Here is a 15951-nt window from a genome sequence, read left to right as displayed (position 1 = left end):
TGCACCTTTATGGTGCATTTTTTGTTGTATATGAATTTGGCGTTAAACTTTCGCACTATTTTATCGTCCTATAATAAAAAAATTATCACAAATAACACGAACAATATGAAAAGACTTTTATTCGCAGCACTAATTGGAACCGCAGCCTTGGTTTCATTTTCTTCTTGTAAAAAAGAATACGTTACAAACTACCTTCCGGGAGTAAGCTATACTACTCAGGTAAAATCATCTTCCTGGGGAGTTGACCAAAGCGGTTATTCTTTTTCCAATGAATTAGATTTTTCTAAAGAATTAGATGCACAATATTTTAATTACGGACACGTTGGAGTGGCTATTTCTTTTGATAATGACCCCGATTTTTTCATCAACATCCCTTCAGCAGTAGGTCCATATAACTATCGCGTAGAATACAAAGTTGGCAGGGTATTCCTATATGCTGACTACGTTGGCAGCGATAACAAACCTGTTCGCCCCGATAACATGATCGTTAAGGTAACATTGACAGATGCCGATAACGGTGGAAATTAATAAAAAAGGTCTTAGAAAAAACTAAGACCTTTTTTTATATTTAATAACTACCCTTTCAGTAACAACTCCGCATGTTCCAGTGCTGCATCTGTGGGATTGGTACCACTGAGCATCTGAGCAATTTCCTTGACTCTCCCCTCTTGATCTAAACGAACAATGTTAGATATGGTTCGGTTGGCTTTGTCTTCCTTATATACCTTATAATGCGCAGCACCTTTAGCGGCAATTTGCGGTAAATGGGAAATAGCAATGACCTGCATATTCTCAGCAAGACTTTCCATCACCTCTCCTACGCGTAGCGCAACCTCTCCAGAGATTCCTGTATCGATCTCATCAAAAATAATAGTAGGTAATGCAGAAGTTTTAGCAACTAAGGATTTAATGGCCAACATAACACGAGAAAGCTCTCCTCCGGATGCAACCTTATGAATGGATTGCAATGCCTGTCCTTTATTGGCCGAAAATAGAAACTGTATTGAATCCATCCCTGATTCCCGCATATCCCCCTCCTTTAATGGTTCCAGATTAATTTGAAGTCGTGCATTCGGCATACCTACATTTGACAAGGTCGCCTGCACATCCTTTGCGATCATCTCCAGTACCTTTCTCCTGGCTGCTGATAGTTCCTTTGCATTTTTTTTGGCAATGGCTAATTTAGCCACAACCTCTTTCTCCAATCGCTCCAATTGCTCATCCGAAGAATTTATAGCAAACAGTTTGGATTCAAGATCATCACGTAATTTGATCAACTCCTCAACGGAGTCCACATGATGTTTTTTCTGTAAGGAATACAATAAGCTCAAGCGCTCATTGATTTCCAATAAAGTACCTTCGTCGATTTGGGTATCCTCCTCAAGAGAGCTCAGCTCTGCAGCGACATCCTTCAGCTCAATCCATGTGCTCTTTAATCGTGCAGCCAAATCTGCAGCCTCAGGCAGAAATGAGGCAATGCCTTCCACCTGGCTCATCGTCTCTTTTAAACGGCTTAAAACTGCCGTATCTTCATTTTCCAATAGATGTGATGCCCCAGTTAGTGCACGCTTGATATCTTCTGCATTTTCCAACTGCCGCTGTTGTACTTCGAGTTGTCCCTGTTCATCTGCTACCAAACGGGCGGCGTCAAGTTCATCAAATTGAAACTGAAAATAGTCTTGTTCTATTGCAGCTTTTTTTACCAGATCTTTAAATTCTTCGAGTTCTTTTTTTGCTTTCTTATAAGCGAAGAAGCTCTCTCGATAGCTTTGCTTCAGTCCGAAAGAGCCCGCTACACTATCCACTACCAAAAACTGAAAATCTTCTGTATTAATCTGCAATGTTGCATGTTGAGAATGCACATCAATCAACTGCTCGCCTAAAGCTTTAAGGATAGCCAGGGTGACGGGAGAATCATTAATAAATGCCCGGGATTTACCATCGGGAGATATCTCTCTTCGAATAATCGTATGGTCCGCGTAATCGAGATCATTTTCCTCAAAAAAACGAAGTAGCTGGTAAGAACCAATTTTAAATTCCCCTTCAATCACACATTTCTTGGTTGGGTCGAAAAAATGCTTGCCCTCTGCTCTATTTCCTAAGATCAACGATAATGCTCCCATGATAATAGATTTACCGGCACCGGTTTCACCGGTAATCATATTCAAACCTTTATCAAATTGGATTTCCAATTCGTTGATGAGCGCATAATTTCTAATATGTAAGGTATCTAGCATATTCTTGAAGGTCTAATTACAATTTAGAGGAAATACCGTTCCTCAATCGGATCCTATGTTTCATGAACCTTTCTGTAGGTAATTTACCTAAAACTCAGGCGATTTCAATATATTTTATTTAAAAAAACAGCTACTCTGCTTTAATAACATGCCCACTTTTAATATTCTTAGGCACTAAATACTAAAAATAATATCATTTTTCCAAATTAAAAACTACTATTTTTAGTAAACTGATTTTATTTTTGACAAAAGAATGTTCTCATTTAGCACTATTGACATGAATAAATCCCTATTTTTATGGCATGCAAGATTATAGTGCTACGCTTAAAAAATACATGCCTGAAGAAGCTGCGCCGATTATATCCAACTGGATTAATCATACCCGCTGCTTATTTAAGATCTCTCGTTCAAGGAGTACCAAACTAGGAGATTACCGTGCGCCATTTAAAGGAAGCCCACACCGCATCTCAGTCAACCATGACTTAAATTCCTATTCATTTCTGATTACGACGATCCATGAATTTGCCCATTTACAAACCTGGAACAAACACCAGCATCGTGTCAAGCCACATGGTACTGAGTGGAAAAATAATTTCAAGGAACTGATGGAGCCCTTCCTTAAATTGAATATTTTTCCAATCGATATTAGCAGTGCCATTCATCGCTACATGGAAAACCCCGCGGCTTCAAGCTGCACGGACCTTCACCTGTTTCGCACCTTAAAATCATACGATACCGTCAAAACCAGTGCCCTTACGGTGGAATCTTTGGAGGATGGCCATTTCTTTAAACTAAAAAATGGTCGTTCATTTCAACGCATTGAAAAGATAAGAAAACGCTATAAGTGCATGGAATTGACCAGCAAACGCATGTACCTATTCAATCCAATAGCGGAGGTATTTCTGTTGGAACAATGATTTTTGACAAATACATTCATTATATTTTTATCTTTGCTAACTTAGGAAATAATTAAAGAGAGCTTTTATGTTACACTTACACTCGACTATAGCAATTGTATTATTGCTAGCCCTGGTGATATCGATCGTGATCACCCTATCAAACTACCTAGGCAACAAACCGTACAACCGTAAAATTGCTTTATTGGGTTTTATCGCATCACATATTCAATTATTGGTGGGATTGATTTTATTCTTTTATTTAAAGTACCCATCAATGATCTCTGGCGCCGTAATGAAAGATCCGACATTACGTTTTAAAATCATCGAACACCCTTTGACAATGATCATTGCCATTGTATTGATCACAATTGGTTACTCTAAAGCTAAAAAGATTGAAAATGCCAGAAAAGCAAACCAAACAGTTGTAATTTTCTATATCATCGGTTTGATCTTGATCCTTGCTCGTATTCCTTGGTCTACTTGGTCTCTTTTCGCATAGTCTGCGATAATCATACAAAAAAAGGCTTCACGATCGTGAGGCCTTTTTTTGTACCTTGTAGATCATGGAAGCATAACGGACGGGATCGTCAACGATGAACTGAGTTCGAAAAAAGGATTAAAATAAAAAAGCCCCAGTAAACTGGGGCTTTCAAATATCTTAGTTGACTTTTAATTAGTCACGGTTTTTTCCAAATCCCAAAATTCCGAAAACGGTTTTGAATGCGATAAGTGCACCTACGATCATGGAGATGTTAGCTATCGCGGAAAACAAAAAAGTTTGTTGACCCATTGCCGCACATACATCCGGTACAAAACGGATAAATGTACCTATTAAACCTAAAGCGATCGCTACTACCAATGTTTTGTAGTAATGAGTTTGGTTCGCATTATTATCAGTTGTCTTTGGACCTCTTGGTTGTACAGTTTCTGCCATTTCAATTTCGATTTTATTCGATACAAATGTACAAAATAATCTATGTTAGAAAAATAAAAATGAAAAAAGCGGAAACACAGGCATTTCGTCCCCCAATACTTATAAATTAACTCGGTTTAGCACGTTTAAAATTCCCTTAAATAGCGCCATATAAACACTTGAAAGATCTACTCAGCGTCACTTTTACCTACAAAACTATTCAACTCTTTATTCACCTCATCCAGCAATTGCTGTTCCGTAGGTAGGTAAAGTTCGTATTGACTGGCAACAATCTGTTTTTGGTCTTCAGGAAGAGTAAATTTGACGACCGCATCGTTTTTACTCGCACATAGTAAGATGCCAACCGTCGGATGTTCATGCGGAAGCTTTTCAATACGGTCATAGTAATTAACATACATCTGCAATTGACCAATGTCCTGATGCGTTAATTTATGGGTCTTAATCTCAATGATCACAAAACTTTGCAACAAACGGTTGTAAAAGACCAAATCAACAAAAAACTCATCGCCTTCGATATGAATACGTTTTTGTCTAGCGACAAATGAAAAGCCATTCCCTAATTCTAATAAGAACTCTTGAAGATGGGCAATAATGGCGCCCTCAAGATCTTTCTCATAGTAAGCGCTTTCCCGTTTCAAACCCAAAAATTCCAGCACCATCGGATCTTTGATAATCTCCTTCGCATCGGAAGGCATCTTTTCCTTTTTCGCTACAGCCAATACACTTTCTTTATCGTTGCTAAGCAACAGGCGTTCGTATAAATTACTAAAAACTTGTCTTTCGAGCTGTCGTGATGTCCAGTTATTTTTGATTGTTTCAGCCGTATAGAATTCTCTTTGTTCGTCCAAGTCAAGTCGCATTAACAATCGATATTGTGTCCAGCTCAATTGCGAACGCAGTGCGTTCGCAATTGGAAATACCCGGTAAAACTGCCGGAACAATTCAATTTGCCTTCGCGAGAATCCACTCCCAAATTCAGGTTCCAATGCCTTAGCAAGATATTGGGTCAGATATTTCCCATAATCAGCCCTATCTTTACCTTGCTGTTCCTGCTCAAAAATACGTTTGCCTATGTCCCCAGTACATTAATGTGCGTTGATGATCGACAGCACGCACAGCATTTTCCTTGGACTGCACAATAATTGCCTTTATATCGGATACTAAAGTTTGATCGGACAACATAATTGTTTATTTTCTTGGTATTACTTCTGTAAATGAATAATACAAAGATAACTATAAACAATATAAATACTAAATATTTTAGTAAAAAAATTCCCTATCACATCAAATTTAATTACCCTCTTCAAGAATTATTAGCTAAAATGATTCTTTTCTATACTTTTAAATTTCAGCTACTTTTTAAAATCAACAGAATAGGAGATACGCGAGAATTTACTTTTATTCTATCATAAAGTTTGGCTAACTTCACTGACAAGAAGAAAAGTAGATGAAAATAGCTGACAATTATTTATCTGGTTTAAAGAAAGCATACTATGACAATGGTAACGAAGAAACCTGGAATCATTTTGAACAGATTAAATATGGTGCAAGCAAAACAGATATTTTTATAAATGCGATAAAGCTAATTTAAAAAATCTATTGGATGGATTAAAACGTATAAAAAACCAATGAATGCCTTTAAATTAAGATATCCTATTATATTGATCCATGGCACCGCAGCTGGAGATCGTAGTTTGTTTTGGGGCAGGATTCCCAAGACTTTCAAAAAAAACAATATTTCATTTTTTTATGGTAAGACCGATGGATGGGGCACCGTTGCTAACAATGCACAGATGCTGAAAAGAAATCTGTCAGATCTTGCAGAAAAAACAGGTGTCACTAAATTTAATCTCATCGCGCATTCTAAAGGTGGGATCGACGCACGCTATTTTATTTCAACGCTAAAAGGCCATCAAATGGTGGCCTCCTTAAGCACAATATCCACGCCACACTTAGGAACACCAATAGCAGATTATTTAATGGAAAAACATCTATCCGGGGATTCTGTTACAAAAAAACTGATCCAACGTATTTCTTTCTTATTTGGAGGGCAATCTCCGGCCCCAATCGAATTAATCCGAGATCTCAGTGTAAAAAAAATGCGTGCTTTCAACCAGCTCAACCCCAATATGGACAATGTATTTTATCAGAGCTTTGCTTCGACAATGAATAAGCCACAGGATGATTTATTGTACGCATTGAGTTTTAAATACCTGACGGGACTGGCAGGTAAAAATGATGGGATGGTCCCATTAGAAAGTGCAGTGTGGGGAGCCAACTTTAAACATATACATGCTTCTCAGGGTATCTCGCATGCTGGTATTACCGATATCACCCGTAACAATATTGGGAATGTACATATACCACAAATGTACTTAGACATTATTAGTGGATTAGGAGCTTTAGGATTATAACGATTAACAAATGTATACGCTATACACGCTAATTTTTTTGATATGGTTTGGCATCCCAGGCCTATTCATCTATTTAATGTACTGGATCCTAAAAAAATCTGGCCGTAAAAAGTTGGGAACTATCGTCTCGATTGTTTTAATATTGCCTTTTCTTATGCTCACGCTATACCTACTATTTGATGATCTATTATTCTCTAAATCTGATGCAAGACAACTACTCAGCGAACACCATATCACGCTAAACGATGATTTTAAAATTATTTCCAATCAAAGTGGTGGCTTAAGAGATTACACTCATCAATTTGAACTATCTATTTCCGAAAAAGACAAACAATCTTTTATCGATCAACGAACTTGGAGTGACAAAATGGATGAAAGAATAGAAGTTCATAGCTCTGCGGTAGACAGATATGAAGGTGACACGCTACGCGCCAATTATCATGACAATGATTCCTATACCTATTCCATGTATCGTCCAAATGGCAAAGGCATCACTCCAACATTTATAAAAATCTGTGTATCTAATCATAAAAATAAATTGACATACGAAGAGATCTTAGACTAGTTCAAGACAGAACCGGTCAAACCTCCCATCGCTTTACTTTTAAATATTTACCCCTACATTTTGTACTTCATACCTCACAGCAAGCAAAGTATGAAGCAACATACAGGTTAGCCATTCAACATCTTGACGGCAAGTATATGTTTGCATAGCCCTCTTTTTCCCTGATGATTGGTAAACCAATTGCAGGTACATTGCTGCTTGTCGCCCTGTATAATGACGGTATGTTGCACACCCGATCCATCCACTCAAGCTTCAATATAATCCCTTGTATTCTTAACAAATTGTACACCTGCTGTGGCAACGAGTTTCTTTGCATTTTTTAGCCTCGGGTTCAATGCCAAGATACGTTCCATCTTAAACGGTAATCGTCTATAATAGTGCTGATGGCTATGCAGATCATAGCCCAGCAACCCAATAGAAGACAATGATGCTGATAGCGTGTCCATCGTATCAAAGTCGACATCATGCTCAATTGAAAGCATTGTTGGATCAAATAACTCGTTGGATTTAAGTAATCCGTTGACGGCATGAATCCATTCATCCGGAACGGCCTTAATCATATTTTCCAATACATTACCTTCGCCCGAAAATCCGCGATAACTATCTGGTGACAACGCAAGAGTCAGTCTCATTTTACCAAAGTCGGCAACAAAAGCCGCACTTTCACCTCCTTTTTCCTGATAAACAAACAACTTATCTGCGTAGGTCAACAACCCCTCCAGTAAACGCAACCGCTGTATACCACCAATACGCACCGCATCACCTGTACTTATAGGGGAAAACACAAATCGGTTAGCCCTTTTCGTCAGATAAAATTCTCCCTTCACATTCCCTTTCGGAATGCCCTGAAATAATTGGATAAGCTGAATTTTATTTAATTCAAACTGTAACTCCATACCCGCCAAATATAATTGGACCGAAGTCAGTCCTTTGATCCAACGCGGGGGCAAAGTTACTTTCTTTTCGGTCACTTTAGCCTTATCAGTACTAATGGCAACCTCATTGCTTCCTACTCCCAACACCATCTTTTCGGTTTTCTTGACAGCATTTAACGCATTGAGCATCGGCTCATTGAAATCCACATTGGTTGTACCACTCGTAATAAACTCCCCATCAATAGCATCTTCCAATAAATCCAAACGTGCATAAACACCATTACAGGAAGAAAAGCCCTCAAAACGAATCTGATTGGTACCAGCAGAAACGATCGGATCTCGTAAACTCGGAGGTACGGGACCAAAACTTGACCGCACTACTTTCGACAAGGTCAACAAACATTTGGATGTCAGTAAAGGATCCGTCAAACTCCCCCAAAAGAAACAAGGTACATTGGCGATTTCTGCCAATTCCGACTGATGTGCCAATACCAATTGCTGTATGCCCGATTGTTGGGTCAGTTGTGAATTTCTTGCATAGCTAATCGCTAAATCTTGCTCTGCCATATTGTTATTTTCTTATTTTTTTCAAAATGGGTTGTAAACTCTTATATATTTCCAGCTTCTCAAAAACCTGTTGAAGATCATCTATAAAATGATATTGCTCCTTGTTCATCAAATCGTAATAATATTCGACGATTTTCTTAAAATTGGTCGGCATTTTTTCAGCAATGATGTAATGCGCAAAAGCCGCATCCAATAGCTGCAACAAAGCATTGTTATGCTTCGAAGATATATCCCGACATTGCTCCAACACTTCAACACAACGGCCAATCGGACCATACCCATTGCTCAGCAACATTCCCAATTGTTCACCTAATACAGTGGTGTCCAATCTATTTTCGTTAACTGCAGCCAAAATGACTTCAACAGCCATCGCGCGCACCTCCTTCTCTTTATTGAAGAGCGAAGTTGCCAGGTATAGATTGGACTGTTGATCAAAACGGAAAAAATCGTACAGCATCTCTTGCAGGTAGGCTGCCGAAGACTTTCCCCCAATATCGCTTTTGCTATTCAGCCCCATCGTTAAAAACATGGAGAGACTTTCCGTATTCTGTGGCATCAAACTGTGCATATAGGGGATATCCGCCCTGTACAAATAATAAGACGATAAGGTATTATTCCCACGGTTGAAAATATCTTTGTGGTACAAAAAGGTCTCCGTTCCCAGCTTGTATGAGGGGAAATGATAGGTCAGCTTATCTCCGTTATATACCTGCTCCGATTTTCTAGTCGTATAGTTATAACCGTTATAATAGGTTGGTTCTATTTTCAATGCCGGACGGAATGGCTGTCCAGCAAAAGGAATATCCGCTAAAGGCCCTTTGGTAAATTCTTCAAAATGGGTATCACGATGATGCGTGCGCGCCACTGTAGCCCATACACCAATCCAATTGACCTGATCGGAATCTTTGGAAGACAATAAATTTTTAAGCCAAGATTGCTGCTGAACCTTCATCGGATCCAAACCTAGGGCATAGCTGATCACATCCTGTACCTGCTGTTCCTTTATTTGTTTTATCAGTACTTCAATTCCTTCTAAATCTTCACGGACAGTACGGCTCAGTGCTATAGACAAATCCAATAAATTGATTCTCACTCCTGCTTCCTGGTAAGCCAAAATACGCTTAACGAGAATGGTCGGTGCGATCCAAAATGGTCGGTGTGTCGGCAGACTCAAAAGTGGCAGGCGGACACCATCAATCCGATAACGCTGCAATAGTTCCAATTGGCTGCCTATGAGACTGACCCATTTCGAGTAATTGTGATACCGATCCTTATCTTTATATACTACCGTGGGTTTATAATACATATTAATGAAGGTCCCTGAGAAATGATTGTACCAGGAAGATTCGCGATAACCTCCTGTTAGCTGTTTTATGTAAGGCTCCAGCTGGATCTGATAGTCCGAGGGAAAAACAGCTGTCTGTTGCACCCAGGCATTCATTAGGATCTCCACCTGAATGGGGTCGGAACCTCCGATTACCTCCCCTACCTTGAAAAATAACTCGTTCCAGGTCTGTGGATAGTCATAAGCTTCGTTCAGGTAACGAACTTCTGTTGGCTGATAAATATATTGCGCTGAAGATTGACCATTCAGCTCTGCGAGGATTTCGGCTTCAGAATATCCATCCTCTTGCAAAAGATGCTTTAGGTCAACAGCCACTGAACCCATCATTTGGGCTTTATATAACTGAAGCTTACCGGAAAGTTCTTCTGAAGGCTCTGTCTGATTTTTTAAGATGAATTTACTTGCTCTTTCCTGTAACTGTAGGTCCGAAATCATAAATAGATCCGCAGCCAGGGAAACAAATCGCTCCCGCCATTCCGGTTTTTGTTTCAATAGCTTATCAAACTGAATCAAAAGAGTTTTAAGACTTGTCTTAATATCACTCCGCATAAAGATAGGTTCGGCCCAATCTAAAAATTCCTGTAACTGGAAATCACGATTCGATAAGAATGGTTTTAGATACTCAACCACAAAATTGATCACAGCACTATGTTCAGCATGCAATAAGGAAAAGAAACGTTGCTGATGTTCAATCACTGTATTCTCGGAAAGCTTCATCCGTTCAATAAGCTTTCTGAAATAGCTTTTTAGATTATTATTCCAATTTTTGGTTTGAGCCTCGAGCGCTCCAGTGATGATGAGTTCCGGATCAATTTTTCCACTTTCCAACAGCGTATCGAACACTTTATCCCATAACAGTTCATTAACCGCGTTCTGATAATTATAATCCCAATACCTGCTATGAATGCCCGTTTCATATTCAAATACCAAAGGAATATCCCGTTGCACCGTCAACTCATCTGTTGTCAGCAACTCAAAAAACTTTTTGGATTCATAATTATTAAACCCAGAAATTGAACTTGCATAAAGCTCCGGTTCAAACTCGACATGTCCCATTCTCTCCAAAAAGCGGAGGTTGTCGTAATTAATCTGCTGCCACTCATTTTTACGAACTAGCTGTAATAAATATCCACCCAACCAATTGGGCTTGGCATAGGCAAGGATCTGTATCACTTCCTTGCTCCGGGCCTGGTTCAAAAGTTCATAAAAAATATCCCAACTACCGGCATCCGAGCCGGAAAATGTAGCGAGCGCCAGTAATTTTACTGTACGCTGTTGCTCCTTCGTACCCCGTGTCCCCCAGTTGTACTGCGTCTTATTTTTAAATTCAGGATCCTTGGAGAGATCACTGTAGTCGACCCAATATCGCTTGGCTACACGAATTTCTTTTTTTAAAATTTCCAGGTTGCCACTGGAATATTCTTCCAGAAAAGGGATGATATCTTCCGTCCTTGCCTCTTTGATAAGCAACTTCAGTGCTGCTACCGCTTCTTCTTTTCGCTGGCTGGCAGCCGTTGGCCGTCGAACAGCGGATCCTTTTTCCTTGCTATCTGCATCTACAGCACCATCTTCAGAATAGCCTTTTTTAGTCTTCTCCGCAATTAGTTTTTCAGCATCCTTTAGACAGGCTTCCTCGGAATCAAAGGTTTTACTTTTACTTTGCCCAGCGGTACCGTTCCGTCCGTAGGTGACTGTATGAGTTGTCCCCGCAGTTTGTATTTCCCAAAATTTATCCGATGTCCCGTCTATGTATTTTAAGTGCTTAAACATTATTTATAACTGTAATATCAATTATTTCGCTTACTGTTTAAATATAACGAAAGTAGCTAAAAAAACGTATATTGACATTAAATCACAGACAGATCATGCGTATATATTTCTTATTCAGTTTTTCACTACTATTAGTTACTTTAACGTCAGAAGCCAAAATTTCAACAGCGGAAGAGTATACCCGAATATGGTCCGATCCCCCTTCTAACAATATGAAAAAGTACATGATTAAAATGGCAATTTCAGATGGGCTAGATAAAAACTCCATAAAAATAGAAACCGATAGCTGGGGAGAAGTTATTCTTTCAGACACATGGAGAAATACCATTAAATTTAGACGAGGTAGCCTGGGTGAATATACAACTGTCAATAAGAGTGGTATTAAACTGACCATAAAAGAAGATTTTTCAGGAAATATTGTCGTAAAAGATGAGGATGGAGATAAAACTACTATCAGAAAAAATAGCAGCGGCGATTTTGATATCCGCGATCTAGACAGAAGTTCATCTACAGTTTTAAAAAATATACACGGTAATTTAGAAATACGTGATGAAAAAGGAAATGTAAAAACTGTATCAAAAAATATTTCTGGAGGTCTCGACATCCGAGATAATCAAGGCAATAGCTCAACGATATCCAAAGATATCTTCGGCAATCTGGAAATTCGAGACAACAAAGGTAATTCAAGCCGGATAACAAAAGATATTCTTGATAATCTCACTATCGAAAATAGTAATGGTCAACGTACCACAGTGAGAACTGATATTCTAGGTGGTAAAACGATTGAAGACAATAGCGGAAATCGAGTTTCAGTTAGAAAGGATATATTTGGAAATTATGAAGCCAGCGATAACAATGGAAACCGGGCGTCGATTAAAAAGGATATCTTTGGAACGGTAATCATTGATGATCCAAAAGGTATTCTAAATGACGCAGTGAAATTGCAATTGATCCAAGAACTTTCAAAGAACTAAATTTTTCTAGAAATTAGTCTATTTTATAAGTGAATAATCCAACGTTACGATGGACCAAAATATTATCGATTTAATTATAGATGAACTAGCAAAAGACACAGATAAAAGCAATTCGTATGCTTTACCCAACGAGGATAACACTTACAATTTACCCATAGAAGAAAATAAAAGGAGGATTAACTGAAGCAGGAGATCGTACCTTCTTCTGATGAATAATGAAAAACCCTCGAGCCTATTTACAAAGGTTTCAACATTCGTATAGTTAAAGATTTTCAAAAGAAAATTAAAATCCCTAAAATTGCAGTCTCATTTCAAGGAAATCGGATTCAGTATATTAATGCTACTGATCTTCCAAACGATATTGACGCTACGGAAATAGGCCCTAAAAAGGGAAATAAGCGAGTTGAATAAAAATAAAACGATGAAAAAGATTATATTTTTTCTATTACTGATACCTTTTTGGGCGGCTGCTCAAGAGCAAAATATCCAAAACTTTATCGTAAAAGAAAACCTTTCCAAAAATGGAAAATTGGCTGTAGTTGCATTGGATTCACTTGGAAACACCAATGAAAACATCCATGGCAATTACCTATTTACAATAAATGGATTCTCACAAGCATTGCAGTTTCATGAGGGTGTCGCTGTCCCTAATCAGAAAATTGAGTCATCAACATTTGTATTCTTTAGCCATAAGAATCAACAAACTTCCAAAGGTCGCTTATTTTATATCTATAAGAGCGATAGCGGACTCTCTCCTTTTGCCATTAGCGGATTGATGTTTTTGATTATCCCGGCCATTGTATTAGGAATAGCTTACATGTTTAAAAAAGTGATTATGACAGCGATCGCACTGGCTATAGTTTTCTTTTTATTCAACCATTCACAGGGTTTAGACTTGAGTAAAATTTTTGAATCTATATTTTCAAGTCTCAAAAATCTCATCGGTTGACAACACGATCTCTCGGGAAATCCTATCAATTGATGTGATCAAAGTAAATCATAACAAAACGATTGTACATTAGAACGGCATACCGATTCCAAAATTGTATTGAATAAAATTGTATCTGTCGGGTCTATGGGTTTCATAATATTGTGCCTTAAATTCCTTGGAATCAAAGAAGTGCTTGATAACCCATTGATCAGCACCTGAGAATTGTGGATCTTTTAGTTTAAGCCCGGCATCTAAGCGAATCACAAAATAGTCCGAATCGAAACGAAGTCCGAAACCGGTACCGATGGCGACTTGCCCAAGGAATTTATTGAATTTAAACTCTCCACCCGGATTTAGTTCTTCATCCTTCTTCAATCGCCAAACATTTCCCATATCCACAAATGTCGCTCCATTCATCTTTGCGCCCAGGAAGTTATTAAGTAATCTGAATCGATACTCCGCATTCGCTTCCAGCTTAATCTCCCCCAACTGATCCAAATTACGCAGGTTTAAACGCAAATCCTCACTAAGACTCTGCCGGTTATAGGCACCTGGTCCCAGGGTACGCGCCTGCCAAGCGCGTATACCATTCATCCCCCCACTATAAAAGCTCTTTTCAAAAATCAACAGTTTAGAGTTATTACCATAAGGAATCGCTATCCCTGGATTAAAACGGAAGACAAACTGCCTATTTCCACCAAGATTTCGGTATAAACGATAATCAAATTCTGTCTTGGCGTATTGAAGAAAGGGCACACCAAATATTTTTTTCTCACCATCAGCATTCTTGGGCAATTTTGCCAAGGAGCTAATAAGGTCCAGCACGTTTCCACTCACGTCCAATGTTCCTCTGAAATATTGAAAATCCTCCTTGCTATTCAATTTCTTGCCATTCAGGATAAAGGTATATTGTGTTCCTAAACCAAAATACTGGCGATCGTTGCTACGTACATACAGCTGGTAGCCTTCCTGTACAAGCTTGTTCCGAAAATTGGAATCCAAGCGTCCATCCCGATACTCCAAAACGATAGGCGTAAAACTATGGTACTTATTTTCTGTTTCATACCAAGAGTAATTCAGCGATGTGATAAAATAGCGGTTTGAATAGGTTTTATCTTGATCGAACAACTGCAATGTCATCGAGTAGGTCGTTTTGGGCAAACCAAACTTCCCCCCTGGATTAATATGAAAGGGCACCATCAGACGAGGAATAACCAAATTTGCGCCCGCTTGAAAATCGTTATTGAATATTTTGCTGGAAAGCCCTCCTGCTAAACGCGGATCAAACAATACGCCATAACGTAATTTCACTTCCAATTGCTCCGAACCACCAAAGATATTACGTTGTGAGAATGTATTTCCAATATTGAAGCCGCTCATACCTGAACTAAAAGTATACTCCCCCTCTATCTGGTTTCCCATACGAGGTCTTGGAACGAAATCATAGTGCACATCGAGTTTATTGGAATCTTTTTTGACAAACTGCATTTTGACAGAACGAAAACCATTCATCTCGTACAATCGGTCATAGGACTTATTTTCCTCCCGCAAGGAATAGTACTGACCTGAGCGTAAATACATATAACGTTCCAAAGGTTTCCATCTGAAACTATTCGTTTCATCAACAAATAAAAGGCGTTTTGCAGAATCTAGGATACGACGTGGCTCCTTCTTCGACATTGTTCCATAATTCCTTATCGTCATATAAACACTGTCTATTTGATACTTTTTATGTATCGTAGAGTCAGATGGATTTTCGACATTAATTTTCAAGTCGATCAAAGGTCCATCGATAGTTGAATCGACCCCAGCACGCATATATTGCCTTACATAATCGTAATACCCATTGTTTCGCATCGAAACATAAAGTTTCTCCCGCTCATCAAGCAACTTTGCGGCATCGTACTGGGTATTGGATTTTACAGAAGTTTTAGGAAGTACCTCCCGTTCAAATATTGCCTTTATATCTTCATCCTCAAATTTTCGATCTATATTTCTAACCTGATAAGGGACACCTTCATCCACTTTAAAATCGATATGTGCTCGCTTTTTGGAAATTGAAATCGTAGGTTCGACCTTAGCTTTAAAGTAACCTTTTGAAAATAGAAAACGCCGGATTTGATTGGCAGACAAATCTACCATTGCCGAATCCAGCAAGTGAGGTGGTTCGCCGACATTCCTAATTTTCTTGGTTTTATAGCGTCCGTTTTTAGTATTGAACGTATTGTAAATAAATAGATTTACCCTTGAATTAGGTCTTATTTGATTGGAAATATACGTTTCGGATGATTCTTTCAATGCAGGGGTGACACCAGAAATCTGTACTTTTGTAACCAGAGCTTGGTCATCGTCAAGATATTTTGAAGACCGGCATGATGCAAAAAATAACACTAAAAGCGTTATACTTGCAAATCCGATAAAACGAGTATACTTAATCATC

15 protein-coding genes are annotated in these 15951 nt (G+C 38.7%); 8 read left to right on the top strand and 7 right to left on the bottom strand.

What is annotated here, in order from left to right; all coding sequences use genetic code 11:
• Positions 1 to 105: 105 nt before the first annotated feature.
• Positions 106 to 528, top strand: coding sequence for a hypothetical protein (locus B4N43_RS23115; RefSeq protein WP_286736481.1), 423 nt, complete (start codon positions 106 to 108; stop codon positions 526 to 528).
• Positions 529 to 575: 47 nt separating this feature from the next.
• On the opposite strand, the gene recN is transcribed toward B4N43_RS23115, so the two are convergent.
• Positions 576 to 2237 carry a DNA repair protein RecN gene (recN, locus tag B4N43_RS23110; protein WP_286736479.1) on the bottom strand — a complete coding sequence of 554 codons (1662 nt, stop codon included), beginning with the start codon at positions 2235 to 2237 and terminating at the stop codon, positions 576 to 578.
• Between the two features lie 302 nt (positions 2238 to 2539).
• Here recN and B4N43_RS23105 point away from each other — a divergent pair, with 302 nt between their 5' ends.
• Together B4N43_RS23105 and B4N43_RS23100 are read left to right on the top strand one after the other, a co-directional pair.
• The gene (locus B4N43_RS23105; RefSeq protein ID WP_201639498.1) at positions 2540 to 3154 is read left to right on the top strand and encodes a sprT domain-containing protein; all 615 of its coding nucleotides are present in this window, start codon (positions 2540 to 2542) and stop codon (positions 3152 to 3154) included.
• 67 nt (positions 3155 to 3221) lie between these two features.
• The gene (locus B4N43_RS23100) at positions 3222 to 3635 is read left to right on the top strand and encodes a hypothetical protein (RefSeq protein WP_088160727.1); all 414 of its coding nucleotides are present in this window, start codon (positions 3222 to 3224) and stop codon (positions 3633 to 3635) included.
• A gap of 174 nt (positions 3636 to 3809) precedes the next feature.
• Here the strand turns inward: B4N43_RS23100 and B4N43_RS23095 are convergent, their stop codons facing one another.
• Both B4N43_RS23095 and B4N43_RS23090 read right to left on the bottom strand, forming a co-directional pair.
• Positions 3810 to 4070, bottom strand: coding sequence for a hypothetical protein (locus tag B4N43_RS23095; protein ID WP_075991712.1), 261 nt, complete (start codon positions 4068 to 4070; stop codon positions 3810 to 3812).
• Positions 4071 to 4237: 167 nt separating this feature from the next.
• Complete coding sequence (locus B4N43_RS23090) at positions 4238 to 5131, bottom strand: PDDEXK nuclease domain-containing protein (RefSeq protein ID WP_286736496.1); 894 nt, start codon at positions 5129 to 5131, stop codon at positions 4238 to 4240.
• A gap of 386 nt (positions 5132 to 5517) precedes the next feature.
• Between B4N43_RS23090 and B4N43_RS23085 the strand changes: the two genes are divergently transcribed.
• The 3 genes from B4N43_RS23085 to B4N43_RS23075 all read left to right on the top strand — a co-directional run bounded on the left by B4N43_RS23085 (position 5518) and on the right by B4N43_RS23075 (position 7049).
• The gene (locus B4N43_RS23085) at positions 5518 to 5661 is read left to right on the top strand and encodes a hypothetical protein (protein ID WP_286736476.1); all 144 of its coding nucleotides are present in this window, start codon (positions 5518 to 5520) and stop codon (positions 5659 to 5661) included.
• 37 nt (positions 5662 to 5698) lie between these two features.
• On the top strand, positions 5699 to 6484 hold the full coding sequence (locus B4N43_RS23080) for an esterase/lipase family protein (protein WP_088160725.1): 786 nt from the start codon (positions 5699 to 5701) through the stop codon (positions 6482 to 6484).
• 76 nt (positions 6485 to 6560) lie between these two features.
• Complete coding sequence (locus tag B4N43_RS23075; RefSeq protein ID WP_286736474.1) at positions 6561 to 7049, top strand: hypothetical protein; 489 nt, start codon at positions 6561 to 6563, stop codon at positions 7047 to 7049.
• Positions 7050 to 7156: 107 nt separating this feature from the next.
• Here B4N43_RS23075 and B4N43_RS25595 read toward each other — a convergent pair whose 3' ends face one another.
• Genes B4N43_RS25595 through B4N43_RS23065 form a run of 3 tightly spaced genes read right to left on the bottom strand, consistent with a single transcriptional unit; the run spans position 7157 to position 11606 of the window.
• A complete protein-coding gene (locus tag B4N43_RS25595; protein ID WP_376749069.1) occupies positions 7157 to 7279 on the bottom strand; it encodes an SWIM zinc finger family protein in 123 nt (40 codons plus the stop codon).
• Between the two features lie 15 nt (positions 7280 to 7294).
• On the bottom strand, positions 7295 to 8491 hold the full coding sequence (locus B4N43_RS23070; RefSeq protein WP_286736469.1) for an SWIM zinc finger family protein: 1197 nt from the start codon (positions 8489 to 8491) through the stop codon (positions 7295 to 7297).
• Positions 8492 to 8495: 4 nt separating this feature from the next.
• Positions 8496 to 11606, bottom strand: a complete 3111-nt coding sequence (locus B4N43_RS23065) for a DUF6493 family protein (protein ID WP_286736467.1) — start codon at positions 11604 to 11606, stop codon at positions 8496 to 8498.
• Positions 11607 to 11818: 212 nt separating this feature from the next.
• Between B4N43_RS23065 and B4N43_RS23060 the strand changes: the two genes are divergently transcribed.
• Positions 11819 to 12580 carry a hypothetical protein gene (locus B4N43_RS23060; RefSeq protein WP_157698400.1) on the top strand — a complete coding sequence of 254 codons (762 nt, stop codon included), beginning with the start codon at positions 11819 to 11821 and terminating at the stop codon, positions 12578 to 12580.
• 421 nt (positions 12581 to 13001) lie between these two features.
• On the top strand, positions 13002 to 13529 hold the full coding sequence (locus B4N43_RS23055) for a hypothetical protein (RefSeq protein ID WP_075991705.1): 528 nt from the start codon (positions 13002 to 13004) through the stop codon (positions 13527 to 13529).
• Positions 13530 to 13598: 69 nt separating this feature from the next.
• On the opposite strand, the gene B4N43_RS23050 is transcribed toward B4N43_RS23055, so the two are convergent.
• Positions 13599 to 15950, bottom strand: coding sequence for a BamA/TamA family outer membrane protein (locus B4N43_RS23050; protein WP_286736464.1), 2352 nt, complete (start codon positions 15948 to 15950; stop codon positions 13599 to 13601).
• Position 15951: the final 1 nt, after the last annotated feature.

Source organism: Sphingobacterium sp. UBA1897 (assembly GCF_002337775.1).
In the GTDB taxonomy this organism is placed as follows: domain Bacteria; phylum Bacteroidota; class Bacteroidia; order Sphingobacteriales; family Sphingobacteriaceae; genus Sphingobacterium; species Sphingobacterium siyangense.
Note: the sequence above shows the minus strand (reverse complement) of the source record. Positions and strands in the feature narration are given on the sequence as shown.